A 26,353-nucleotide genomic window follows, 5' to 3' on the forward strand; every position below is an offset into this window, starting at 1 on the left:
TTTATTATGGATATAAAAAAAATATTAGCAGAAGTTAAGCGTGGCTGTGCAGAGCTTATTGATGAAGAAAGAATAGAAAATTTAATTAAAAATTATTATGAAAAGGGTGAAAATTTCTTTATAAAGGCAGGGTTTGATCCTACAGCGCCTGATTTACATTTAGGCCATAGTGTGGTTTTAACAAAAATGGCTTTTTTGCAAAAACATGGAGCTATTGTGCAGTTTTTGATTGGAGATTTTACGGGACAAATTGGCGATCCAAGTGGAAAAAGTGCAACGCGTAAAAAGCTGGATAAAGAGCAAGTTTTAATCAATGCTAAAACTTATGAAACGCAGGTTTTTAAGGTTTTGGATAAAGAAAAAACACAGATTAAGTTTAATTCTACTTGGCTTAATGAACTTGGAGCTGCGGGTATAGTAGAGCTTACTTCAACTTTTAGTGTAGCTAGAATGCTTGAGCGTGACGATTTTACCAAGAGATTTAAAGAGCAAAGCCCTATTTCGATTTGCGAGTTTTTGTATCCTTTACTTCAAGGATATGATAGCGTGGCTTTAAAAAGCGATATTGAAATGGGCGGAACGGATCAAAAATTTAATCTTTTAATGGGAAGACAGCTTCAAAGGGTTTATAACATAGGAAAAGAACAAGCTGTGATTATGATGCCTTTACTCGAAGGTTTAGATGGTGTAAACAAAATGAGTAAGAGTTTAAATAATTACATTGGTGTTACAGAAAAAGCTAATGATATGTATGCTAAAATTTTAAGTATTAGTGATGAATTGATGTTTAGATATTATGAACTTTTAAGTCAAAAAAGTCTAGAAGAAATCGCGCAAATAAAAAAAGATATAGAACAAGGCAATTTACATCCTAAAAAAGCTAAAGAAAATTTAGCTTTAGAGATTACGGAGCGTTTTCACTCCAAAGAAGAGGCTAATAATGCTAAGTCTGAATTTGATAGGATTCATTCTCAAAATGCTTTACCAAGTGATATGGCTGAGTTTGAAATACAAGGAAAAATTTGGCTTGCTAAGGCTTTGGTTGAATGTGGTTTGGAAAGTTCTACTTCTGCGGCAAGAAGAAGCATCAGTGCTAATGCAGTAAGTGTAAATTCTCAAAAAGTTAGCGACGAGCAAATGCATTTAGAACAAGGAGAATACATCTTACAAATAGGTAAAAGAAAATTTGCAAAATTAAAGGTAAAAGAATGAATTTACAACCCTTACAAATAGGAAAACATACTATAAAATATCCCATTTTTCAAGGGGGAATGGGACTAGGCATAAGCTGGGATAGATTAGCTTCTGCAGTTTCTTTAAATGGTGGACTTGGGATCATTTCTTCTGTGGGAACAGGATATTATGAAGAAAGAAAGTATGCGAGTAAAGAATTAAACGCTAAGCCTTATGGAAGTGAAAATTTTTACTCACGCAAGGGTTTGCAAGCTTTAATTAATAATGCAAGAAAAGTTTGTGGCGATGCACCTTTGGGGTGTAATATCTTATGTGCAAGTAATGATTATGCAAGAATAGCACGCGATGCTTGTGAGGTTGGTTTTAATGTGATTGTTTCAGGCGCTGGACTTCCTACAAATTTACCTGAATTTACTGTAGATTTTCCTGATGTGGCTTTAGTGCCTATTATTTCATCTGCAAAGGCTTTAAAAATTATTTGCAAAAGATGGCAAAGCCGTTACAACCGCCTACCTGATGCAGTGGTTTTAGAAGGGCCAAAAAGTGGAGGTCATCAAGGTTTTACTTATGAGCAGTGCTTAGATCCAAATTATCAACTAGAAAAATTAATCACTCCTGTGGTAGAAGAGGCTAAAAATTGGGGATCTTTTCCTGTGATTGCTGCAGGTGGAATTTGGGATAAAAAAGATATAGAAAACGCTATTTCTTTAGGAGCTAGTGGTGTTCAAATGGGAACGCGTTTCATAGGAACTTTTGAATGTGATGCAAGTGAAGAGTTTAAAAGCGTTTTGCTAGCTTCTAAAGAAGAAGATATAGAGCTTATTAAATCTCCTGTGGGCTATCCTGCTCGTGGAGTTAGAACCAATCTTTTAAATTTGGTAGATAAAAGAATGGGCCCAAAGATCAATTGTATAAGCAATTGTGTAGCACCTTGTGGACGCGGAAAAGAGGCGACTAAAGTAGGGTATTGTATAGCAGATAGGCTTTTTGATGCATGGTCAGGTAAAAAAGAAACAGGACTTTTCTTTACAGGTGCAAATGGATATCGTTTAGATAAACTTATCAGCGTTAAAGAACTTATGGAAAAATTGGTTAATGGTGAATAATGGCTAAAATTTTTGTATTTTTAGTATTTGTTTTTACAACTCTTTTTGGAGCTTATGAAAATGAACTTGCAAATTTCGATAAAAATTTTATCGGTTCTAAAAGCGAAGTGCAAGTAAAATTTCATCATCAGCTCAAAAGCCTTTATATACAAAGTGTTATCAATGAAGATGAAAAAACTAAAATTGAAATCTTAAAAAGATTGATCATCAGTTCAAATACTTTAAATTTAGACGACAAGTCATATGCTAATGAGTTAAAAGAAAGTGGTATAAGTGAAGCAAGTATCAATGCTTTAAGAAAGGCTGTTATTAAAGATATTAAGGTTCAAAATATTTCTCAAGATACTGAAAAATCAACTTTTAAACCTGTAAAAACAGTTCAAAAAAGTGAAAAAAAATCACCTAATGAACAAATAAAAAATATAGAAAAAATAGATTCTAAAACTTCACAAGAGCCAAAGAGTAGTATCGTTTCTAAAACAAAAAGTGATGATAAAATTTATGTTTTAAAGTCAAGTAAAACAAGCCAAGGTGTAGAGCTTGAATTAAATACAAATTTAGATAAGAATCAATTAAAAAGTTTTGCTTTAGATGAAAAAGGAAACTATCGTTTTATTAGTGATTTTGATGGGGTTTTAGAAGGAGGTAAAAAAGAGTTTAAATTTGATGACTATCGTTTAGTGATTTCACAATTTAATCCCAAAACCATACGCATAGTGGTTTATGCTAAAGAAAAAATTCCTATTGATATATCTTTTAAAGAAGAAAAAATAATTTTTTCAAAAGAAATTACTAGCCAAAAAAAGACCGAGCAAGTTAGTAAAATTTCAGAGAAAAAGCAAGATCAAAAAATAGAAATTAAAGCCAAAGTTTTAGAAACAAAAAAACAAGATAAAAAAACCAATAACGAAAAAGAAGATCAAGGACCTTTATATGTTTTAGATGTGGATAAAATTTCTAACGCTGTGGTGTTAAATTTGAGCGATGATTTGGATGAAAAAGAAATAGCAATATTTGAAACCAAAGATCAAAAATTCCGATATGTTGTAAGTTTTAAAGGTGTGTTAGAAGGTAATAGAAAAAGCTTTACCTTTGGACAAAATACAATTGTCGTTACGCAATATAATCCAAAAATTGTTCGTGTGGTTTTGAGTGCTCCTAAAGAATTTAAACTTTTAAAAAAGTTGGATAATAGAAATCTCACTTTAGGTTTTCATGCGCAAACTTCAAGTCAAAATGTAGATAAAAAAGCAACTCAAAGTTTTAATAAAACCTTAAGTACGAGATACAAATCAGGAAAACTTATAGTTATCGATGCGGGGCATGGTGGAAAAGATAGCGGTGCTCTAAGTGATAAAAAAGGAAGTTTAAAAGAAAAAGATATAGTTTTAAGCGCGGCTTTAAAACTTGGAAATGAACTTAAAAAACGTGGTTATAAAGTGCTTTACACTAGAAGTTCGGATAAATTTATCAATCTTCGCGATAGAACTAAATATGCTAATGATAAAAGAGCGGATTTGTTTATCTCTATACATGCTAATGCAGCACCCAATGCTGCCAAGGCTAAAAGTAGCGAAGGCGTGGAAACTTTCTTTTTAAGTCCTGCAAGAAGCGAAAGAAGTAAAAAAGCAGCAGAAAAAGAAAATCAAGGAGATTTTGAAGAGATTAATTATTTCTCAAAACAAAGTATTTTAAATTTCTTAAATCGTGAAAAAATCGTTGCTTCAAATAAACTAGCCATTGATGTACAAAAAAATATACTCATTCAAACACGCAAAAAGTATAAAATTGTAGACGGCGGTGTAAGAGAAGCACCTTTTTGGGTTTTAGTGGGTGCGCAAATGCCTGCAATTTTGATTGAAATTGGCTATATTACACATCCAAATGAAGGTAAAAGAATCGCCAATAAAGCTTTTCAAGATTTATTGGTTAAGGGTATTGCTGATGGAGTTGAGAGTTATTTTTATAACAACCGATGAAAAAAGCTAAACTAATTTTTAAGGATAATACTCCTTTTTCTTTGGATTTTGATGATTTTTATTTTAATTCCAAAGATGGCTTAAATGAAAGCAAATTTGTTTACACTCATTCTTTTGAATGGAAAAATCAAGAAAATTTCATTATCGCAGAGAGTGGTTTTGGTATAGGTTTAAATTTTTTTCTTACTTTGAAACGCTTTTTAGAAACCACTCCTTCTAAGCGTCCCAAAAAACTTTTTTATATCAGTATAGAAGCTTTTTATATCGAAAAAGAACAATTAAGAGAAATTTATCAAAAACTAGGATTTTATGAAGAGTTTAAAGAGTTTTTAGAGCAATTTTTAAAATTTTATCCTAAAGCTAAAGAAGGAATTTATCGTTTTTATTTTGAAGATTGTTTTTTAGATCTTGTTTTTGAAGATATTGCTATTTTAAAAGAATTAGATTTTAAAGCTGATGTTTGGTATTTAGATGGATTTTCTCCAAATAAAAACTCGCAAATGTTTGATGAAAATTTAATTTTTGAAGTGGCAAGACTTTCTAAAAAAAATACACAAATTTGCACCTTTTCTTCGGCAAGTTTTTTACAAAAAAATTTAAAAAAATATGGCTTTAGAGTAGAAAAAACCAAAGGTTTTAGAAAAAGAGAAATGATTAAAGCTTATTTGGAAAATGAGCTTGAGTTTAAAGATAAAGAAGCGTATTTTTCAAGAACATTTTCATTTTTAAAAAATAAAAAAGTAGCTATTATTGGTGCGGGTATATCAAGTGCTGTTCTAGCTTATGAGCTTAGTTTAAGGGGTTTTGAAATAGATGTTTTTGAAAAACATTTAGAACTAGGCAAGGGTGCAAGTGGAAATGAAAGTGGAATTTTAAGCTCTTTAATCTTAAAGCCTAAGGTAAATTTAGGGGAATTTTCAGAGCTTTCTTTTATAGAAGCAAGCCGTTTTTATAGACAAATTTTAGATTTAGAATTTAAGGGTGTGGTGGAGTTTGCACATAATGATTTGATGCAAGAAAGATTTGACACACAAAGAGAAAATGTTTTGTTTAAAATTTCAAAAAATCAAGCTTTTTTAGAAGAGGGTGGAGTGATTTTTCCAAAAAATTTGGTTAAAAATCTTTTTGAAAAAAGTAAAGCTTGTATATATTTTAATCATGAGTTTCAAGCTTATAAATTTGAAAATGAATGTTTTACTTTAAAATTTAAAAATGATATTGTTAAAAGTGATTATGCGGTTTTGATTTATGCTATGGGTGCAGATACAAAAGATTTTGTTTTTTATGATGAGATGAAATTAAGTAAAGTAAGAGGTCAAGTTACACATCTAAAACCTTTTTTAGACTCTCCATTTCCTTTATCTTCTAAGGCTTATATTTGCCCTATAAAAGATGATTTGCAAGTGATTGGAGCAAGTTATGATAGGCTTGATACAAGTTTAGAATCAAAAGAAGAAGATGATAAACAAAATATAGAAAATATAGCCGAATTTATAGATAAAAATACAAAATTAGAAATCATAGGTTCTAAGGTAGGTTTTAGATCTTATTCGAGTGATCGCTTTATGATAGTTGGAAATGCTTATGATGAAGTGTTTTATAAAGAAGAATATAAAGCTTTATTATGGACAAAAAACAAGGAGCAAAAACCAGCTAAAATGTCTTGTAATTTGTATTTTAATTTTGCTCATGGATCAAGGGGTTTTAGCACAAGTGTTTTAGCGGCAAGGTATTTGTGTGCATTGATAAATAATGAACCCTCGTGTTTAGAAAAAAAATACATCCACGCTATTCACCCTGCAAGATTTTTGATTCGCAAACTCAAAAAAGGTTTATGATTAAACTTTAATTAAGATTGATACTAATATTTGCTTATGAGAGTAAGTTTTTAATTTTATTTTAACTTCCTTTATTTTATTATTATAGAGAATAAATTTCATGTTATAAAGGAAATATAATGATTGATTATCATCAAATAGAGTCGCGTTTATCGGCTCTTGAAAAGCTTCCTTCTTTGAAAGACAATGATAGTATTACAAAAGCATTAGAAAAGTCAGGTTTTTCTAGAAGGGATTTTATGAAATGGGCAGGTGCTATGACGGCATTTTTGGCTTTACCAGCGAGTTTTACTCCTATGGTAGCAAAAGCTGCTGAACTTGCTGATAGACTTCCTGTTGTGTGGCTTCATATGGCTGAGTGTACAGGCTGTAGTGAGAGTTTGTTAAGAAGTGATACTCCAACGATTGATAGTTTGATTTTTGATTATATTTCTTTAGAATATCACGAAACAGTGATGGCTGCAGCAGGTTGGCAAGCTGAAGAAAATTTAGAAAGTGCCATTCAAAAGCATAAAAATAAATACATTTTAATGGTTGAAGGTGGTATCCCTATGGGTGATACAGAGCATTTTTTAACCATAGGTGCACATGGAAAAACAGGCTATGAGCTTTCAAAAATGGCAAGTGAAAATGCTTTGGCTATTTTTGCTATAGGAACCTGTTCTAGCTTTGGAGGAATCCAAGCAGCAAGACCAAATCCTAGTAATGCGCAGCCTTTAAGCAAAGTAACAAGCAAAACTGTGATCAATGTTCCCGGCTGTCCTCCAAGTGAAAAAAATATAGTGGGTAATGTGCTTCATTATTTATTATTTGGTGAGTTACCAGCACTTGATGTATATAATAGGCCAAAATGGGCTTATGGCTTAAGAATTCATGATCTTTGTGAAAGACGCGGACATTTTGATGCGGGTGAATTTGTGCATGCCTTTGGAGACGAAGGAGCAAAGCAAGGTTTTTGTCTTTATAAAGTAGGTTGTAAAGGGCCTTATACTTTCAATAACTGTTCAAGAGAGAGATTTAACCAGCGCACTTCTTGGCCTATTCAAGCAGGGCATGGTTGTATAGGTTGTTCTGAGCCCGATTTTTGGGATACTATGGGACCTTTTGAAGAGCCTATGGCTAGTCGTAAATTTGATACTGTTTTTGGTTTGGGCGCGGATAGTGTTTCAGATAAAATCGGCATAGGCGTTCTTACGCTCACAGGTGTTGCTATAGCAGCGCACGCAGTTATATCTTCCATGCAAAAAGATAAGGAATAAAAATGAGTCAAAAAATAATCGTAGATCCTATTACAAGAATTGAAGGGCATTTAAGAGTTGAAGTTGTTGTTGATGATAACAATGTGGTAAAAGAAGCTTATGCTGGCTCTACTTTGTGGCGTGGTATTGAAACCATAGTAAAAGGGCGTGATCCAAGAGATGCGGGTTTTATGACACAAAGAATTTGTGGAGTTTGTACTTTTTCACATTATAAAGCAGGTATAGTTGCTGTTGAAAATGCTTTAGGTATTACTCCGCCTTTAAATGCCCTTTTAACAAGAACTTTAATGAATGCGGCTTTATTCTTACACGATCATATTGTACATTTTTATCAACTTCATGGGCTTGATTGGGCTGATGTGGTAAGTGCTTTAAGTGCTGATGTTAAAAAAGCAAGCGATGAAGCTTTTAAATACACTCCAAATCCTTATGCAACAGGTGCGGATAAACTTCTTGAAGTGCAACAAAGACTTAAAACTTTTGTAGATAAAGGAAATTTAGGACCTTTTGCTAATGCGTACTATGGTCACCCAACTTATCGTTTAAGTCCTGAGCAAAATTTAATCGTTCTTTCTCACTATTTAGAATGTTTAAGAATCCAAAGAATCATTGCTCAATGTATGGCGATTTTTGGAGCTAAAAATCCACATCCACAAAGCTTAACTGTTGGTGGTGTAACTTGCGTTATGGATTTACTTGATCCTGCAAGAATGGGTGAATATATGGTTAAATTCCAAGAAGTACAAGACTTTGTTAATCGTGCGTATTATCCTGATCTTGTGATGGCAGGAAAAGCTTATGCGCATGAAGCAAGTGTTTTAAACGATATAGGGGTAAATAATCTTTACACCTTTAAAGAATTCCAACTCGGAAGAGATGAATGGCTTTTTGAAAGTGGTATTATCAAAAATGGAGATTTAAGCAAGGTTTATGAAGTAGAAGAAGATAAGATTACTGAAGAGGCAACTCATTCTTGGTATGCAGACAATGAACCTTTACATCCTTATGATGGCAAAACAAATCCAAATTATACAGGACTTGTAGATGGAGAAAGCGTAGATCATCATGGAAATAATGTTCATTCTAAAGTGTTTGATACTAAGGGTAAATATAGTTGGATTAAAGCTCCACGCTATGAAGGAAACCCTATGCAAGTAGGACCTTTAGCAAATATCGTTGTAAATTATGCCAAAGGTAATCAAAATGTTGTTCCTGTGGTAGATGAGTTCTTAAAAGAAACAGGACTTCCTTTAAATGCTGTATTTAGTACACTTGGAAGAACAGCTGCTCGTTGTATTGAAGCAAAAATCGTTGCAAATAATGCTTTAAAAGCGTTTAATAATTTAGTTGAAAATTTAAAAGTAGATCAGAGTACTTGCGCGCCTTATGTGATCGATAATTCTAAAGAATACAAAGGACGCTATATGGGGCATGTGCCACGCGGAACATTAAGTCATTGGTGTAGAATTAAAAATGGCGTCATTGAAAACTGGCAAGCTGTGGTGCCTTCTACTTGGAATGCAAGTCCAAAAGACGCAAATGGCGTAGGTGGAAGTTATGAGCAATGTTTGATAGGACTTAAAATCGCTGATGTAAAACAACCGCTTGAAATTATTAGAAAAATTCACTCTTATGATCCTTGTATTGCTTGTGCGGTGCATGTAATGGATACTAAGGGCAATAATCTAAGCGAATATAAAGTGAATGTCAATTTATAAGGAGGCTTTCATGCAAAACAAAGAAGAAAAATTGCAAAGAAAAGCTGAATATGAATTTAGCATAGGTTTGCGTTTAACGCACTGGGTAAGAGCTATTGCTATAGTGGTTCTTATTGGCACAGGGTATTATCTTTCTTATGTGTTTCAAAGTCCTATTAGTAACGGCGAACCCGTAAATTTTATGCAAGCAAAATACCGTTTAGTACATCAAGCGGTGGGTTTTGTTTTAATCGCTTGTATTATTTTTAAAGTATATTTGTTTTTCTGCGATAAGGTAAGTGCAAAAGAACGCAGAAGTGTATGGGATATTTTTAATATCAAATTATGGATAGAACAAGTAAAATTTTACATTTTCTTAGGAAAACATCCGCATTTAAAAGGGGTTTATAATCCTTTGCAATTTGTAACTTATTTTTTCTTTTATCTTGTGATGTTGGGTATCATTCTTACAGGGCTTATTCTTTATACTCATACTTATCATGAGGGCTTAGGTGGGCTTTTATATCATATTTTAAGACCACTTGAAGCTGCAATGGGCGGTTTGGCTGATGTAAGAACTTATCATAGAATTTTGATGTGGGTGATTATGATTTTTGTACCAGTACATATTTACATGGCGATTTTTAACGCAGTAAAAGGTAAAGATGGTGCTATGGATGCTATTATTAGCGGATATAAATTTGTAAAAGAAGAAAAGCATTGAAATTCTTAGTCCTTGGAATAGGCAATATCATGTTTGCAGATGAAGGCTTAGGCGTTCATCTTTGCAAACAACTTGAAAAAAACTACAAATTTACTCATCCTGAATTTACTTTAGATTTTATTGATGGTGGAACTTTAGCTTTGCAACTTAGCTATATCATCGCTAGGTACGATAGACTTATCGTTTTAGACTGCATAGAAGCGCAAGATGCGAGTATAGGAGATGTATTTTTCTTTCCTTATGATGCTATGCCTAATAAAATTAGCTGGAGTGGAAGTGCTCATGAAATAGAAATGCTTCAAACCTTACAATATATGGAACTTGCAGGAGATTTGCCTAAAACACACATCTTAGCTTGTGTGCCAAAGCGTATTGAAGCGATGAGTTTTAAGCTCTCAGATGAGCTTATACAAGGGGCTAAAATCATGGAAAAAACTTTACTTGATTTTTTAAGCAAGGAAGGTTTTATTTATGAAAAGATTGCGGATTTTTCTTTGCAAGAATTAGCCGATATTTCTTATAAAAATTTCTAAATTTTTGTTCTAAAATTCATAGCTTTATTTAAAGAGATTAAATCCACATTTTCTAAATTTACACCACTTGGAATTCCTTGAGCGATTTTACTAAAAGTTAGGTTTAAATCTTTAAATTTATCTTCTATAAAAAAGATAGTTGCATCAGAATTAATGCTATGTGTCAATGCAAAAATGAGCTCAGAGATATTTAGCTTAAGTATGATTTGCTTTAGTTTTTCAAGTTTTTCTTCATTTAACTCATCTAAAACAAAATATAGCCCATTGTAACTTTGACTCTCTTCGAGCGTTAGTATATCTTTTGGACTTTCAACTATACATAAAATGTTTTTATTTCTTTCTTCATCACTGCAAATTTCGCAAAGCTCATTTTCGCTTAAAGCACCGCATTGCTCACAAGGTTTTATAAAGCGGATAGCATTTTCTATATTGTGTGCGAGTTTCATACCATCGATTTGATTATTTATGCAAAGGTGATAAGCAAGCCTTATGGCAGTTTTTTTCCCTATGGTAGGTAAATTTGCAAAACTTTCAACAAGTTCGTTGAATTTTTCTAGGCCTTTTGCCATTATTTTTCTTTATCTCCAAAGAAAATTTTAAAGCAATGCTTTCCATCATCATAAAAATAAATCAAATCAAAATTATGCAGTTTACATACCTCTGAAACTATATAAAGTCCTAGTCCCATACCTTTGACCTGATTGTGTTTTTCTCTTGCGAAAGCTTCAAGATAATGTTCTATAGGCTCTGCTAAAGGCTTGCCTGGATTTTTAATGGTAAAACATTCTTTACAACAAAAAAGCTCACAAGTGCCATTGTTTGAGTATTTTAAGGCATTATCGATAAGATTTTTTAAAATTACAGAGAAAATTTCCATATCAACATTGATTAAAGCATCATCTCTGATATCGACTTTTACAACTTTATTAAAATCATCTCTCATAAGGTGTTCTTTAGCTTCCTCAAGTATAGTGCTAAAACGACTAGGTTTAAAGTGTAAGTTGTAGTTTTTTGAAAATAAATTTTCGATTTTGGCAAATTCATTGATCAAAGAATCCATACGTAAAAATATAGCGATAAGTCTTTCTTTTTGTCTGTCTTCTTTGATCATTTCAGAAATAATTCTCCCTTTTCCTATAGGGGTTTTTAACTCATGCATAATTGTTCTTAGGAAAAGTTGTCTTGATTGGATTAATTCTTGATTTTTTTTAAAAGCTTTTTGAAATTCAAAGGCGATTTTTCCTACTTCATCTTCTTGATAATCTAAAAAATCAGGTTGCTCCCCATTTGCAACTTTAGCAACTTGCCTTCTTAATTTTTTTAAAGGTTCTAAAGATTTTAATACCGAAAAATACATAAAAACAACCAACAAAGAAAAAGAAAAAAATCCTATTAATAAAAGATTATAAACTCTATCGCTAGTATTTTCTTCATATAAGCCATCAAAATCTTTACATTGAACATCAAAATAAAGATTGCTATGATATTTTAAAGAAGAAAGGGTGCAAAATTCTCCATTTGCTTTAAAAAGTGATTGTCCATTATTTCTTATGCTTTTTACAAGATAGGGATTTTGTATAGTATTAAAACCGCTATTTTCAAGATAGGATCCTATTTTAGCACCTGAAGTGTTTTCATAGGAGATGAGTAAATTTTTTATAAGATTTTCTTGTTTTAAACTTTCTTCTTCGTTGTAAGCACTTCCTTCTATTTTCAAAAGAACGATAAAAAGCACACAAACTAAGAAAAAAGTAACAACAAATAAAATAATTAGCTTGGTATAAATAGAATAATTTTTTGTCATCCTATTAGTTTATATCCTATACCTCTAACAGAAAAAATATGTTTTGGAGATTTTGAACTATCTCCTATTTTTACTCTTAATCGACCAATGATAACATCAAGACTTTTAGAATCTTTATCTTTTAGATTTTTACAGCGACTTACAAGCTGTTCTCTTGAAACGCTATATCCGTGCTGCTGGATAAGGTATTCTAAAATTTCAAACTCAGCAGGAGTAAGTGTTAAAACCTTATCTTCATAGGTGATCTCATGCCTTCTCTCATCGATTTTGAAAGCAGAATTAATATTTTCATTATTTGCGTGTTCAACTCTTTTTGTGCGACGAATAAGACTCATAATCCTTGCATACATTTCTTTTGGATCGTAAGGCTTTGGTAGGTAATCATCAGCACCAATTTGAAGCCCTACAACCTTATCGCTTAAGTCGCCTCTAGCTGATGAGATAATAATGGGAATATTGCTTTTTTGTCTGATTTCTCTACAAACTTCAAGACCATCAATTCCTGGTAAAGTTAAATCCAAGATTAGGCAATCATAGCCTTGAACGCCTACATTTAAGGCGCTTTTAGGATTTTCAAAATTTGTGATTTTAATATTAAACTGCGCTAAATACTCAGATAATAATTGCGCAAAATCAGGATCATCTTCTATCATCAACACATTAATCATTTTAGTATCCTTTAAATTTTATCTAAGATTTATAATATTTGCATAATTTTATTTAAAATTTGATAAATTATTGATTTTATTTTTGCTAAAATTAGATTTTTGAATTTTTAAGATTAAAATTCTAGCAAAATTTTAAATTTTTTAAAGGAATAATGTGGAAATAAGTTATTATGAAATTCTTGAAATCACGCAAAGTGCTGATAAAGAAACCATAAAAAAAGCCTATAGAAAAATGGCTTTAAAATACCATCCCGATAGAAACCAAGGCGATAAAGAAGCAGAAGAGAAATTTAAGCTTGTTAATGAAGCCTATGAGGTTTTAAGTAATGATGAAAAGCGAGCTATTTATGATAGATATGGAAAAGATGCTTTAAAAGGCGGTGGATTTGGTTCTAATAGCTCAGGTTTTGGTGGTTTTGAGGATTTAGGAGATATATTTTCTAGTTTTTTTGGAGAAGGCTTTGGCTCATCATCGCGTCGTAGAAAGAGTTCAAATGATGAGAAAATCCCTTCCGATTTTATCGTTAATTTAAAATTAAGTTTTAAAGAAGCGGTTTTTGGTTGCAAGAAAAATATAGACTTTACTTATAAATGTTCTTGCAAAACTTGCAATGGAACAGGGGCTAAAGATGGAAAACTTCAAACTTGTCCAAAGTGTCAAGGTAGAGGACAAGTTGGAATTTCTCAAGGTTTTATCACTTTTGCACAAACTTGTCCTGATTGTCAAGGAAGTGGAGAAAAAGCTAGTGAAAAATGTAGCGATTGTAAAGGTTTAGGTTATAATGAAAGCAAAGATAGTGTCGAGCTTAATATCCCAGAAGGTGTAGATACAGGTATGAAACTTCGTGTCAATGCTAAAGGCAATATCTTAAAAAATGGCACTAGAGGGGATATGTATGTTAAGATCATCGCTGCTGAAGATGATACTTTTATAAGAGATGATGATGATATATATATAGAATTTCCAGTGTTTTTTACTCAAGCTATCTTAGGAGAGAGTATAAAAGTACCTACCATACGCGGTGAAGCAAGTTTAAATTTACCAAAGGGTGCTAAAGATGGGCAAAGATTTGTTCTTGAAAAAGAAGGAGTAAAAGATGTTCATAGTTCTCGCATAGGAAATCAAATCGTTCAAATTTCTATCAAATTCCCAACTTCTTTAAACGATGAACAAAAAGAACTTTTAGAAAAACTAAGTGAAAGTTTTGGTATCAAAGATGGTATGCATCAAGAGCAAAAAGGGCTTTTTGAAAAAATCGCTAATTGGTTTAAGTCCTAATTTTCCTAAAGCTTTTTAGCTTGGGAAAATCTTTTTTTTATATAAATTTAAGTTTTAAAAATCAGGCATAAAAAAAAGGCGGGGTAAAATCCCGCCTTAAAGTTAAACTTGAAAACCCCTTAGAATTTGTAAAGAGCTTGAAGTCTTACAGCATCGTGATGAGTGCTTTCAGGATCTGTATTAACATTTACATAAGAGTAGAATGCTGAGAAGTTAAGTTTTGGAGAGTATTTGTAATCTACTCTTGCAACAGCTTCAAGTTTCTTACCACCATTGCCAATTTCTCCTGTTTTTGTTCCACCGTATACAAAGTCAGCACCAACGCGAACTGTTTCATTAAAAGTATATCCAGCAGTTACATAACCAAAGATATTTCTACCAATATCGCCATTTAAATTAGAACCATTAGTATAGAAAATTTCTTCACCTGCAAGCAAAGAGCCAAGATTACCTTGATCTTCAATTGTGGTTAAAGTAACTTTATCTTTTTTACCATAGTATAAACCACCAAGGCTAGCATCCCAACCATTTAATTCAACACTACCTCTTAAAGCGAAGAAATTACCGTTAGCTGCTTGATTTGAAAGTGCATTTTTAAGTTTGCTATCCAAGGAATTTCCTAGGTAAGCTCCTTCAAGAGTCCAGTTGATTCCATCAAAGATAGTTGTGCTATAAGCTGCATCTACAGCATATAAGAATGCATTATCACTCATATAAGCTAACCATAATTGAGGATTAAATTGTCCACCTAAGAATTCATAAGAACCTATGGCAGCAGCACCATAAAGATTTTTATCCCAGTTTAAAGCACCGCTTGTATCGCTATCACCTTGAGGATTTCCACGGTTAAATTGAACTCCTGTAATTTTGTTGCTACCATTTTGAGTGATTATTACAGTAGAGTCTGAAGCTTCGTTGAAACTATCTACTGCAAAAGCAGCTAGAGTTAAACCATCGATGCTGTTGTTTACTACTTTAATACCTGTTCCCACTAAACCATCAACTCCATTGTCAGTCCAGATAGTGTTTAGTTGTTGTTTACCAGCGATCACGCTTGTAGCAACATCTTCATTTGTATAAGTTAAATATAATTGGCGAACACTTAAGGTATCACTTGTGTTGCTGATGCTATTTTCACCATAACCACCATCTTTCGAATTATAGTCAAATTGAACAAAAGCTTTGAAGTTATCAGCTATAGCGGCATTAAAGTTAACTTGTGCTCTGTATTTATGATCTTGTTTACCAGAAATACCAGAACCAAAATTATCATTGCTCCATGGATTGCTACTTTCATATCTGTATCTTAATACTCCAGATACATCAACATCTTTGATCGCTTCTTCAAGTGGAGTAGCGTTAGCTGCTGAAAAAGCACCTGCAGCAAGAGCTGCAACTAAACTAAGTTTAACTAGTTTCATGAGAATTCTCCTTGTCAAAAATTAATAAAACGATGTAATTGTAGCACATAAATTTGGAGTTTTTTCTTAAGAAGCACTTAAAATAGTAAAAATTTTAAATCCGAAGGATAAAAACATCTAAAGAAAAGCCTAGCTAAAGGGATTTAAGCTAGGCGTGTAATTTTAAGGAGTTTTTCTTATGAATGTTTTTCGGTTCGTTTAGAAGTATAAGTCTAAAAAGTAAACGAGAAGTAATATATAGTTGTTTTAAATTATTTTGATAAAAAAACAAGTAAATTTTTACAAGCTAGGGATAAAATTTTATAAGTTTCATCAAAATTCCCACTATACCAAGGATCAGGGACTTCATCGTAGTTTAGACTAGGACTAAAATCGGTGATTTTTAAAACTTTGTTTTGGGTGTTGGTGAAGTTTTTTAAAACATTTTTGAAGTTAGAATTGTCCATGGTGATTAAAAAATCGCTTTCATCGCAAAGCTTTTGAGTGAGTTTTTTGCTTATGAAATTTTTGTGTTCTATGTTAAGTTGAGCAAGTTTGTTTTTGGTACCATAGTGCATACCTTCTCCATCGTGTTCTCCTGAAGTTCCAGCACTGCTTATAAAAAATTCTTTTTCTAAATTTGCTTTTTTGACAAGATCTTTCATGATAAATTCTGCCATAGGCGAACGGCATATATTGCCTAAGCATATAAAGAGTATTTTTTTCATTTTTATCCTTGAGTTTTAATTAAAAATTATAAAAAATATCATACAATAAATCCATGGAAAATTTCAATAGAACTTTGCTTGTGTGTTGGTTTGGTGTTTTTACCACAAGCATGGGGCTTAGTCAAATCGCTCCGATTTTGCCTTTTTATATCAAAGAACTAGGACATGTTAATACGAGTGAAATAGCGTTTTACTCAGGACTTGCTTTTGGGATCACTCCGCTTTTTATGGCTGTTTTTTCACCTTTATGGGCTTTTTTGGGTGCAAAGTATGGTTATAAAAATATGCTTCTTCGTGCAAGTTTTGGAATGTCGGTTTTAACCTTATGGCTTAGCTTTGCTCATAGTGCTTTAGAAGTGGTTTTTGTGCGGGGTTTAACAGGGATAATTTCAGGTTTTACTTCTGCTGCTGTTGTGTTTATCGCTGTGATAGCACCTAAAGAAAAAGTGGCTTATGCTTTAGGAACTCTTTCTACGGCTTCTATAAGTGGAAGTTTGCTTGGGCCTTTGTTTGGTGGCTTTGTGGCTGAATTTTTTAGCATTAGTGCGGTTTTTGATGTGGTGGCTTTTTTGATTGCTTGTTCTTTTGTGACGATTTATTTTTTTATCCATGAGAGAAAAATTCAAAAAGAGGCGAAGAAAAATACTCAAAAAGTAAAAGAAAACAAAACCCTTATCATCGTTCTTTTTATCACTACTTTTGTGATACAATTTGGTACTTTTGGAGTGATGCCGATTTTAAGTATTTATGTTGAGCAAATTCATCAAGGTGGAAATTTGGCTCTTTGGGCGGGTATAGTGGTGGCTGCAAGTGGGATTAGTAATCTTTTTTTTGCACCAAAACTTGGAAAAATCGCTGATAAGATAGGGCCTAGTAAGATTATTTTTGGAGCTTTGATATTTTGTGGAATTTGCTTTTACTTGCAGGCTGTAGCAAGTAATGTTTATATGCTTATTTTTGTGCGTTTGCTTATAGGTATAGGGCTTGGAGGGCTTTTGCCTTGTGTAAATGCCTTGCTTAAAAAAAGTGTGAGTGCTAAAAATTTAAGTGTGATTTTTGGTTTTAATCAAACTTGTCAATTTTTGGGAAATTTTTGTGGAGCTTTTGGCGGAGGGATTATGGCTTCACATTTTAGTGTGGAATTTGTTTTTACTTTTGTGTGTTTGATTTTTATCATTAATGCTTTTATTTTCTTAGCGTTTGAGAAAAAATATATCTTTTCAAATCAAGGTTTATAAATTTAGAAAGGTTTAAAATGGAAATGATTTTATTTGTTTTAGTGATGATTTTACTTGTGCTTTTGTTTGTAGTGCTTTTTAGACAGTATAAAAGCCCTAAAATAGAAGAAAAAAGCACGCAAAGTTTTAGCGATATCATGCAGCTTAAATCCATAGGAGAATTAAGTGTTTTTCAAGTTTTTAGTAAAGAGATTGTCACTAAAAAAGATAGCGCTTTTAATGGAATTTGGAAAAATCTTTTAGGATGGTCTTTGAGTGAAAGACAGATTGCTTTGATTTTTGAATTTGAGATCACTTTCTTGTATGATTTAAGGGATAAAAACTTTGATATTTTGCCTTTAGGGGACGATGCTTATAAGATCATCATGCCAGAGTGTAGATACAAACACAGCATCATAGATATGAAATTTTATGATGAAAAAAATGCTAAATTTTTACCTTTTTTGCTGCCTGATTCTATCAATAGTACGGGGATTAGTTTTAGCGAAAGTGATAAAAACAAACTCATAAAAGAAGCCAAAGATGAGGTTAAAGACTTGTCTTTAAATCTTATCCAAAATTTAGAAAGCAAAATTCATAAAAGCGCTAAGGATACTTTAGAAGCTATTGCTAAAGGTTTTGGAGCTAAGAGAGTGGAATTTGAATTTAAGGATAACACACAAAAGCTAGATGTAAACTAGCTTTTTTCTTTTCTTGCTTGGGCGATGCTTAGTTTGCTATTTTGTAAATTTTTTGATTATTTCATAGTTTTGTAAAAGCTGTTCAAAAGAAAAATTTAAATTTGCAGGAGAAGTTGAGGGTAGGGCTATGGCTTTTAAATGAGAGTGAAATTTAGTAAAAAATTTATAAGCACTTTGTCCGGTGGTAAAAATGGCTTGGATTTTGGCTTGAGAAAGGATCAGGTTTAAATCATTGGCTTTTGCATAGCTTATGGTTTTATCATCTGAATTTTTTATCTTGCAACTTTGAAGTACATCCCAAAGAGCGATATGTTTTTTTCTTAAAAAGGCTTGTTGTTCTGTGATATTTTCTAATTTTACATCAAAAAGTGTTTCTAGTATAGGCCAAAAACGATTTCTTGGGTGTTGATAATAAAAGCCGTCTTGTCTTGATTTGATAGAAGGAAAAGAGCCCAAAATTAAGATTTTAGAATCCTTGTCAAAAAAAGGCTCAAAAGGGTGAGTTAGAAATTCACTCACTCGCACAAATCCACAGAAATTTTTCCGTTTTTAATTTCGCTGATTTTAACTTTTAAGCTTTGGTTTTCGCTTAAATTAAGATGCTTGCTTTTTGAACTATGCAATAAACCATCAACACCATTTTTAAGTTCCACAAAGGCTCCAAAAGGAGCGATTTTTTTAACAATACCTTGAAATTCTTGCCCAAGTTCAAAGTCTGATATATCTTTGTCTTTAGAGCCTTTTTTAGTTCCTTTTTGAGAGCTTGTGATATTTATGATGTAGTCTTTTGCGGCTTTGATTTGCTCGTTTTGATTACCTGCTATTTTTACTTCACCTTTTTCGCGATCTAAGTCTATAGAAACGCCAAATTTTTCTATGATTTCTTTGATGGTTTTTCCAGCTTGCCCTATGATATCAACGATTTTTGAAGGATCAACGCTAAAAAGCTCAAGTTTAGGTAAAACTTCTTCATTGACTACGATTTCTTTGGCGGCTTCTTCCATGATATTTAGGATGTGAATTCTTCCTTCTTTGGCTTGGTATAAAGCTTGTTTTAGTGTTTCTTGATCGATTCCGCCTAGTTTTATATCCATTTGAAGAGCAGTAACGCCGTCTTTGCTTCCTGCTACTTTAAAGTCCATATCCCCATCATGATCTTCAAGTCCCATGATATCTGTTAAAACAGCAAATTTGCTATCTTCAAAGATAAGCCCCATGGCTACTCCTGCAACAAGTTTTAAGCTTGGCACTCCTGCTGCTTTTAGGGCTAAAGATCCGCCACAAACCGTTGCCATAGAACTTGAGCCATTGCTTTCTAAAATTTCACTGACTAAGCGGATTACATAAGGATAGTTTTCATCTATGCTTGGATAAAGTGCTCTTTTGGCTAAATTTCCATGTCCTAGCTCTCTTCTTCCTGGAGCTTTGATAGGACTTGCTTCGCCTACTGAAAAACCTGGAAAATTATAATTTACCATAAAGCGTTCGCTTATAGGATTTTTTTCTGTAAGCAAGTCTATCATTTGAGCATCGTTTTCTCCGCCTAAGGTTGCAACCACTAGAGCTTGAGTTTGTCCACGAGTGAAAAGACAAGAGCCATGAGCGTTTGGCAAGAGATTGGTTTCTATACTGATAGGACGCACCTCGTTTAAACTTCTACCATCAGCTCTTTTGCCTTCATTTAAAATTTGCTCACGAATAAGTTTGCGTTTGACTTTAGCTAAGGTATTTAAGATACTTTCTTCGCTCCAGTCTTTAGCGATTTCAAGATTTAAAATTTCTTTAGCGATTTTATTTAGTTCGCTTGCTCTTTCACTTTTTGCCATTTGGTTGATGGCTTCTTTGATTTGTTTTTGGAAATTATTTTCTATAAAAGCTAAAATTTCAGGATGTTCAATCTCATTTTTTAGTTCGATTTGAGAATTTTTTTTGTGTTTGCTAAAGGCTTCTTCGTAAGCATTTGAACCATTTAATATAGCTTTTTGAGCTAAATTTAGAGCTTCTAAAATTTCATCTTCGCTAAGTTCATTCATGTTTTGTGAAGTGGTTTGAGTTAAAACATCAGCATAAGGAGCTTCGATAAAAATTTCATTTTCTTTTTGATCAGGTAAGGCTCTCATTTCTATCATCAAAAGCTCATCTTTTACACCTGCTACATAGAGATCTAGAGTGCTATTTTGAAGCTCTTCATTGTTTGGATTGAGTATGAAATTTCCATCTATCTTTCCTATGCGAACACCACATACTGGAGCTTTCATAGGTATATCGCTAAGATAAAGTGCCACGCTTGCGGCATTTAAGCTCATTACTTGCAAATCTACTTTAGGATCAGCTGAGAGGACCATCACAACGATTTGAGTTGGATAAGCATAGCCTTTTGGAAAAAGAGGGCGTAAGCTTCTATCGATAATACGTGCTGTTAAGGTTTCTGCATCGCTTGGCTTGGTTTCTCTTTTGACATAACCACCAGGGATTTTTCCCGCGGCATAAGCTTTTTCGATGTATTGGACGGTTAGAGGTAAAAAATCTTCTTCAACTTGTTTTTCTTCTCTTGCAACTGTAGCTAGAACAACGCTTTTGCCTTGTCTCATTAAAACAGCACCAGCAGCTTGTTTGGCGACTTTATCTATATCAAATATTTCTGTATTTTTGTTAATTTCTATGCTGTATTGCATTATTTTTCCTTTTTTGCCAGATAATAAATTCGTAAAATTTTTTAAAATATTTAGCAAATTTCATCCTTTTTAAATTTTGTTTTCACTTTCTGCTAAAGAGAAATCGTATTTTACTCCTCCTAAAGGATAGAAGTTGAAAATAAAATAAACTCCGCTTTGATTTTTAGCTGTGATACCACCACTTGTGAGTTGTGGATCGATTCTTTCTCTATACATTAAAGAATAGTTCCAACATTTTCTTTGATAGGTATAGCCAAGTTCCCACATGTTTGCATGAGCTCTTTGAGTATCAAACCAAATTCCACCAAATAAATTGTAATTAGGTGTGGCAATATAATTTGCTCTTGTGCCAATAAAGCTATATTTTCCATACTCATCGTTTTGATAAGCATGAGAAAACATCCAATTAAATTTTGAATTTGTATTGACTTCTATTTGGCTGATGACATTGGTAAAGCGACTTTGCTCATAAGAGTAAAGCACTTCGCTGTTGAGATTGATGTTTTCATTAAAATAATAAGTTAAAAGATTTTCAAATTCATAGAATTTATTTTGTTTATTGAGATAGTCAAGTGAAAATCTGTGTTTGAGTTTTTTTTGTCCTTCGTTGTTATAGAAATATTGCACAGCATAAAGACTTGTATGTTCGTTTTCTTTGTCGTATTCTTCAAGATAATCTTGCGTGATTTTACCTGATTTTGCTCCTGGTAAAATGTAATTCACTCCTAAATTTAAAGTATGAAAGAAATTTTCATAAGCTTTTGAAAGATCGGTGTAGAGATTAAAATCATGAGTGTTTCTAAAATAATGCTCATGGTTTCTTTCGGGATCGTTGCTATAATTTACAAAAGAAGCATAAAATCTTTCTGTAAAAGTAAAGTGTAAAAAGTCTCCAAAAAAAGCGTTGTGATATGAGATAGGCAAGTCTAAATTTAGCTCATTTGCATAAGAACCAGCAGGTCGGTAAAAATTATGAAATGAAGCATCAAATGAATAACGCAAGCGTTCATCAAAAAGGTTATTTAAAAATCTATGATATTGAAAGCTTGGATATTCTTGTAAGGTTGTATTGTTGCTAAGTTTAGATGTGTCGATATAATATCTTGCATAAGCTCCGTAAAAATTGTTTTCATCAGCTAAAAAATAATTGATTTTGGAGGTTACAAGCGAGTTAAGATCTCGATAATCTCTACTTCCTAAATTTAAATAATCCACATCGTTGAGATAGGTTGCATCTATCCATAGGCCTTCTTGAAAATTATCACTGAGTAAAGATTTGATTAAATCATCTCTTGAGTATTTTAGTTCTATTCCATAGTGGGTTTTGTTTTTCAAATTTTCATCGTGAAAATAGGAGCTATTTTCCCTAAAAGCACCAAAATTTAATTCTCCTGTTGAATATGGAGAATCAAGAAATCTTAAAGTAGAATAAAGTCCAAAACCACGGTTTGTTCGAATTTGTGGATCAAGTTCTAAATCCCAATTTTCTTGAGTGGCAATATAAATAGGTTGTTCATAGTATAAGCCTTCGCTACTTTTTAAAACGATTTTTGGGATTAAAAGCCCGCTTTGTCTATGAGTATCAGCACTAAATCCAAAATAAGGTAGATAAAAAACCGGGGTATTTTTAACATATAATCTTGCATTGTAAAGATGAACAAAATTGGTTTCCCGGTTAAGCCAGCCTTTTGAAAAACGAATTTCCCAATCAGGATCTTCAACATTGCAGCTTGAAACTGCTGAAATTTTACTTTCAAAGACTTTATCATTTAGATGGCTTGTTTTGCTTTGAAACCATACTTCAAGATTGTTATTGGAAAAGAAAAAATTACTAAAATCGGCTTGATTGGAATTTAGGTTGATTTTAGCATAATCAGAATGTGATCTTTCGTTTTGTCCTCTTAGGATGTTAACATCGCCAAAAAGCTCAACATCTCCGGTTTTTTCATTGTAAATTGCTTTATTGGCAGTGATGAAATAAAAATCAGAAAAAATAATAACATCATTGTTCGCAGTAAGAATATCACCTTCTTTTTTTGCATCAAGAGCGTAAATATCAACTTGTGCTGCACTTAAAGCTATGCTAGTTCCTAGCAATAAGGAAAATTTACGCCACATCGACTACTATTGTCCTTGCTAGATAATCCTCCCAAGCTTTGCGCAAATCATTACTTAAAGCCCAAGCAAATCCAAGCATAAATACCATAGCACTAACCTGTCTTATGGCAGATCTGATGCAACTTTGGATGAGATTGGGTTTGTCAAGAAGATTTTCATCCAAGATGATAATTTTGCATAATATTTTTCCCAAACTTGCCCCATAAAGATAAGTAAAAATCGCTTGATAACTAAAATGAAGCAAGATGAAGCCAAGATAAAAATTTCCTATAATTTGAGTTGTTTCAAATAAATCTTTTGCTTGGATTAGACGATCATAAAAAATGATAAACACAATCAAAGAAATAATCATATCATCGATTAAAAAAGCTAGAACTCTTTTTCCAAAACTTGCTATTTTTAGATTTTCACGCTCTAAGCGGTCTTGTAAATTTTCTTTCATTTAAGAACCTGATGAGCGATGTCTTTTCTGTATTGCTTTCCTTTGAAATTTACATTATCACAAAGTTTATAAGCATTTTTTTGCGCTTCTTCTATACTTTTTCCTGTGCCAACACAAACCAAAACTCTTCCACCATCAGCCATTAATTTGCCATCTTCTAGGCTTACTCCAGCATAAGAGATATGAGAGTTTTCAGGAATGTTATTTACAGTAATTTCACTTTTTGGTGAACTTTTGTAAGGATAGTTTTCACTCGCGCATACAACCCCTACTGCAAATTCTTTTTTGATTTTGATTTTTGTGTGTCTTAAGCGTCTTTGAGTAGTAGCTAAAATAAGCTCCAAAGGATTTTCGATTAAAGGCATTAAAACTTCACATTCAGGATCGCCAAAGCGAACATTAAATTCTAATACATAAGGTTTATTTCCAACGATCATAGCGCCTATAAATAAAACACCACAAAATTCCGCTCCTTCTTTTTTCATGCCTGCTAAAGTCGGTAAAATAATATCTTTTTGAACTTTTCTAAGCAAGCTTTCATTCGCTAAAGAGCTAGGAGCGTAAGCACCCATTCCGCCAGTATTTGGCCCTTGATCATTATCGAGTAATTTTTTGTGATCTTGTGCTGCAGGAAGTAAAACAAAATCATTGCCATCACATACTGCAAAAATGCTTAATTCATAACCATCTAAAAATTCTTCAATTACAACGAGTTTTCCAGCATCTCCAAAGCTTTCTCCGCTCAGCATTTTAGCTGTTTCTTCTATGGCTTCTTCATGAGTCTTAGCTATGATAACACCTTTTCCTGCACAAAGTCCATCGGCTTTTACTACTATAGGAGGGGTTAAACTATGTATAAAATTTTTTGCTTTTTCAATATCATTTGTGTTTAAAAATTTGGCTGTTTTGATACGGTATTTTTTAAGAAAGCTTTTCATAAAAGATTTTGAGGTTTCAAGCATTGCAGCAGCTTTACTTGGCCCAAAAATAGCAAGTCCTTGTTGTTTAAAAATATCTACAACACCTTCAGCTAAAAAACTTTCACTTCCTACTATACAAAGATCAAAACCTTTTTCTTTCGCATAGGTTGCTAAAACTACTGGATCTTTTAGGTTTAAATTTGTTCCAAGACTTTCGGTAGCGCCATTTCCAGGAGCAAAATAAAACTCTAAATTTTTGTCTACTCTTCTTAAGGCTAAAGCAATAGAATATTCTCTTGCACCACTACCCAAAATCATTATTTTCATTTATATCTCCTTTTAAACCCAAACAGCCGTTTAACAAAGATTGACCCCAAAAAGTCAAAGAAAACCGCTAGGTAATTTTTAAAGGCTGCAACTTCTCGCTTTTTTCAAAGCTCAAACGATGTCACAGAACACGGTAAATCACACAATCGCAGTTAATAAAAATGTGTTGGATCACTTTAAATACCACAAACTGTTTAGGCAAGGAAATTATAACTTAATTTAGCTTAAATTTCTATGTCTTAAATCAGTTTAAATTTGGTTTTTCCTGATTTGTCAAAATGCTTTCCTTGTAAAATAATATCGGCAACATTTTCCCAAACATGTTTTTCATCAATATAGACTATATCAAAGGTGTTATCACGCATTAAAGACTGATAATTCACTTTTTTAGGTGCGTATTTTACTAAATAATATGGATTTTGTGAAAAGTTTTCAATTTTTAATTTACATAATAAATCTAAATCCGATGTGACAACTAAAAATTTTTTTCTTTGTTCTTTTGTAATTTTTTGAATATACACTAAAAGTTTTTGATCAAAAGGATTTAGAGCGGATTTATTTAAGCGACTTAAGTAATGTTCTGCAAAAGAAAGAGAACAGAAAGAATTTTCTATATTGCTCATAGTAAAATAAGAATTTTTAACCCCTGATGATTTTAAAGATAAGTGCCAAATTTTAACATCCATTATGGTTGCACATAGATTTAAACCTGTGACAATTTTTTTAAAGAGCTTTTCTCGTGAAAGCTTAAAAGCATTTTCGAAAATATTGTAATTTTTCTTATAAAAATCCTCCCTTATAGCATCAAGTCTTTTTAGTGTTGTTCTGTAGTATTCTGCTTCTTTTTGTAGCTTAGCCAATCTTTCTTGTCGTGCTTTAAGTTTTTCAGGGTCTGTATTGGCCGCATTGCTTTTAAGATTTATTTCAGATTGTAAAGTTTTCATTTGTGCTTCAAGTGAGGCTAGACGATTTTTTCTTGTATCTATGGTGGCTACTAAAGCTTGGTAATGACACTGCAAAGATAAAAAAGTTTCGTTAAAAATTTTAGTGATATTTGGTTTTTGATCAGCTATCATTTGCTTATATGAATTCTCTAAATGCATCATGATGCTTTTTAACGCGCTAAATTGGGTTTGGTCTATGCTATTATCCATAAAAACTAAAGTATCATAAGCTTTAAATAAAAATCTTTTAAGTATAAGATAATCAAGTATGCAAGGAATTTCCTTTTCATCTTGTAGATTGGCTTGAAGCGTTTCTACGGATAAAATTTCATGGGCAAAATATTTTTGTATAGCTTGAGGTATAGTAAAAGAAAGAGGAATTTTTTCTATACTGTCAAAGTCTGTTGTTCTATAGAGTTCTGTTATATAAGCACTTCTTCTTGAGTTTTGCAAGTCTTCTAATTCATCATCATTATCAGTTTTCCAAAAATCATGCTCAGTGATAAAATCCCCTTCTTTAAATTCTTGAAATTTTGAAGGTTTTATACCCGTTATGGTTTTGCTTGTTTGAACGGGTTTGCCGTCTTCTGCTTTTTTTTCGCTAGAAAGAGTTCTAAATTCCACAAGCATACCAACACTTGGCATACTTTTTTTATCATTCCAAATTTGGCGATTGAAGTCAAAAAAGGTATTTGCTGAGTTTGTAACGGTTCCACGTCCTGTAGAATCCATATAAATAGCTATTTTTCCATGCATATTTCTTCCTTGAAATTTCTTAAATAAATTCTAGCCTTATTTTT

General features: G+C 32.5%; 22 protein-coding genes. 11 read left to right on the top strand and 11 right to left on the bottom strand.

Going from position 1 to position 26,353, the window contains the following annotated elements:
* Positions 1-6 precede the first annotated feature (6 nt).
* The 8 genes from tyrS to AJ932_RS04105 all read left to right on the top strand — a co-directional run bounded on the left by tyrS (position 7) and on the right by AJ932_RS04105 (position 10,330).
* Entirely contained in the window at positions 7-1,212 is a 1,206-nt protein-coding gene (gene tyrS, locus AJ932_RS04070) for a tyrosine--tRNA ligase (RefSeq protein WP_002856563.1), read from the top strand.
* A complete protein-coding gene (locus tag AJ932_RS04075; protein WP_044780125.1) occupies positions 1,209-2,300 on the top strand; it encodes a nitronate monooxygenase in 1,092 nt (363 codons plus the stop codon). Before tyrS ends, AJ932_RS04075 begins: the two co-directional genes overlap by 4 nt.
* Positions 2,300-4,279 (top strand): N-acetylmuramoyl-L-alanine amidase, encoded by a 1,980-nt coding sequence (locus AJ932_RS04080; RefSeq protein ID WP_070278243.1) that lies wholly within the window; start codon positions 2,300-2,302, stop codon positions 4,277-4,279. Before AJ932_RS04075 ends, AJ932_RS04080 begins: the two co-directional genes overlap by 1 nt.
* Complete coding sequence (gene mnmC, locus AJ932_RS04085; RefSeq protein WP_070278242.1) at positions 4,276-6,117, top strand: bifunctional tRNA (5-methylaminomethyl-2-thiouridine)(34)-methyltransferase MnmD/FAD-dependent 5-carboxymethylaminomethyl-2-thiouridine(34) oxidoreductase MnmC; 1,842 nt, start codon at positions 4,276-4,278, stop codon at positions 6,115-6,117. The genes AJ932_RS04080 and mnmC overlap by 4 nt, the downstream gene beginning before the upstream one ends.
* A gap of 119 nt (positions 6,118-6,236) precedes the next feature.
* The gene (locus AJ932_RS04090) at positions 6,237-7,376 is read left to right on the top strand and encodes a hydrogenase small subunit (protein WP_070278241.1); all 1,140 of its coding nucleotides are present in this window, start codon (positions 6,237-6,239) and stop codon (positions 7,374-7,376) included.
* Between the two features lie 2 nt (positions 7,377-7,378).
* Positions 7,379-9,094, top strand: a complete 1,716-nt coding sequence (locus AJ932_RS04095) for a nickel-dependent hydrogenase large subunit (RefSeq protein WP_002861960.1) — start codon at positions 7,379-7,381, stop codon at positions 9,092-9,094.
* A 10-nt stretch (positions 9,095-9,104) separates the two neighbouring features.
* Positions 9,105-9,797, top strand: coding sequence for a Ni/Fe-hydrogenase, b-type cytochrome subunit (gene cybH, locus AJ932_RS04100; protein ID WP_070278240.1), 693 nt, complete (start codon positions 9,105-9,107; stop codon positions 9,795-9,797).
* Complete coding sequence (locus AJ932_RS04105; protein ID WP_070261352.1) at positions 9,794-10,330, top strand: HyaD/HybD family hydrogenase maturation endopeptidase; 537 nt, start codon at positions 9,794-9,796, stop codon at positions 10,328-10,330. The genes cybH and AJ932_RS04105 overlap by 4 nt, the downstream gene beginning before the upstream one ends.
* Here the strand turns inward: AJ932_RS04105 and recR are convergent.
* From recR to AJ932_RS04120, 3 genes are read right to left on the bottom strand one after another with little or no spacing between them, the layout of a single operon-like run.
* A complete protein-coding gene (recR, locus tag AJ932_RS04110) occupies positions 10,327-10,899 on the bottom strand; it encodes a recombination mediator RecR (RefSeq protein ID WP_002861957.1) in 573 nt (190 codons plus the stop codon). The genes AJ932_RS04105 and recR overlap by 4 nt on opposite strands.
* Positions 10,899-12,134: an ArsS family sensor histidine kinase gene (locus AJ932_RS04115; RefSeq protein WP_002861956.1), complete on the bottom strand. Its 1,236-nt coding sequence runs from the start codon at positions 12,132-12,134 to the stop codon at positions 10,899-10,901. Before AJ932_RS04115 ends, recR begins: the two co-directional genes overlap by 1 nt.
* Positions 12,131-12,802 carry a response regulator transcription factor gene (locus AJ932_RS04120; protein WP_002861955.1) on the bottom strand — a complete coding sequence of 224 codons (672 nt, stop codon included), beginning with the start codon at positions 12,800-12,802 and terminating at the stop codon, positions 12,131-12,133. The genes AJ932_RS04115 and AJ932_RS04120 overlap by 4 nt, the downstream gene beginning before the upstream one ends.
* A 154-nt stretch (positions 12,803-12,956) precedes the next feature.
* On the opposite strand from AJ932_RS04120, the gene dnaJ reads away from it, so the two are divergent.
* On the top strand, positions 12,957-14,081 hold the full coding sequence (dnaJ, locus tag AJ932_RS04125; RefSeq protein ID WP_070278238.1) for a molecular chaperone DnaJ: 1,125 nt from the start codon (positions 12,957-12,959) through the stop codon (positions 14,079-14,081).
* 119 nt (positions 14,082-14,200) lie between these two features.
* On the opposite strand, the gene AJ932_RS04130 is transcribed toward dnaJ, so the two are convergent.
* Entirely contained in the window at positions 14,201-15,502 is a 1,302-nt protein-coding gene (locus AJ932_RS04130; protein WP_070278237.1) for a major outer membrane protein, read from the bottom strand.
* A gap of 251 nt (positions 15,503-15,753) precedes the next feature.
* Positions 15,754-16,209, bottom strand: coding sequence for a low molecular weight protein-tyrosine-phosphatase (locus AJ932_RS04135; protein ID WP_070242770.1), 456 nt, complete (start codon positions 16,207-16,209; stop codon positions 15,754-15,756).
* A 53-nt stretch (positions 16,210-16,262) separates the two neighbouring features.
* Here AJ932_RS04135 and AJ932_RS04140 point away from each other — a divergent pair, with 53 nt between their 5' ends.
* Positions 16,263-17,447 carry an MFS transporter gene (locus AJ932_RS04140; RefSeq protein WP_070278235.1) on the top strand — a complete coding sequence of 395 codons (1,185 nt, stop codon included), beginning with the start codon at positions 16,263-16,265 and terminating at the stop codon, positions 17,445-17,447.
* A 17-nt stretch (positions 17,448-17,464) separates the two neighbouring features.
* Complete coding sequence (locus AJ932_RS04145) at positions 17,465-18,127, top strand: DUF4230 domain-containing protein (protein ID WP_002853958.1); 663 nt, start codon at positions 17,465-17,467, stop codon at positions 18,125-18,127.
* Positions 18,128-18,163: 36 nt separating this feature from the next.
* Here AJ932_RS04145 and AJ932_RS04150 read toward each other — a convergent pair whose 3' ends face one another.
* From AJ932_RS04150 to AJ932_RS04175, 6 genes are all read right to left on the bottom strand, one after another.
* Positions 18,164-18,646 carry a DNA-deoxyinosine glycosylase gene (locus AJ932_RS04150; RefSeq protein ID WP_002861949.1) on the bottom strand — a complete coding sequence of 161 codons (483 nt, stop codon included), beginning with the start codon at positions 18,644-18,646 and terminating at the stop codon, positions 18,164-18,166.
* Positions 18,643-20,802: a polyribonucleotide nucleotidyltransferase gene (locus tag AJ932_RS04155; protein WP_044779118.1), complete on the bottom strand. Its 2,160-nt coding sequence runs from the start codon at positions 20,800-20,802 to the stop codon at positions 18,643-18,645. The genes AJ932_RS04150 and AJ932_RS04155 overlap by 4 nt, the downstream gene beginning before the upstream one ends.
* Positions 20,803-20,871: 69 nt before the next feature.
* Positions 20,872-22,920 (bottom strand): LPS-assembly protein LptD, encoded by a 2,049-nt coding sequence (locus tag AJ932_RS04160; protein ID WP_070278233.1) that lies wholly within the window; start codon positions 22,918-22,920, stop codon positions 20,872-20,874.
* On the bottom strand, positions 22,910-23,362 hold the full coding sequence (locus AJ932_RS04165) for an RDD family protein (RefSeq protein WP_002861946.1): 453 nt from the start codon (positions 23,360-23,362) through the stop codon (positions 22,910-22,912). The genes AJ932_RS04160 and AJ932_RS04165 overlap by 11 nt, the downstream gene beginning before the upstream one ends.
* Positions 23,359-24,609 (bottom strand): phosphoribosylamine--glycine ligase, encoded by a 1,251-nt coding sequence (gene purD, locus AJ932_RS04170; protein ID WP_070278231.1) that lies wholly within the window; start codon positions 24,607-24,609, stop codon positions 23,359-23,361. The genes AJ932_RS04165 and purD overlap by 4 nt, the downstream gene beginning before the upstream one ends.
* 239 nt (positions 24,610-24,848) lie before the next feature.
* Positions 24,849-26,309, bottom strand: a complete 1,461-nt coding sequence (locus AJ932_RS04175; RefSeq protein ID WP_070278229.1) for a hypothetical protein — start codon at positions 26,307-26,309, stop codon at positions 24,849-24,851.
* Between the last annotated feature and the right edge of the window lie 44 nt (positions 26,310-26,353).

This window comes from Campylobacter sp. BCW_6873 (assembly GCF_001762365.1).
Classification (GTDB): domain Bacteria; phylum Campylobacterota; class Campylobacteria; order Campylobacterales; family Campylobacteraceae; genus Campylobacter_D; species Campylobacter_D jejuni.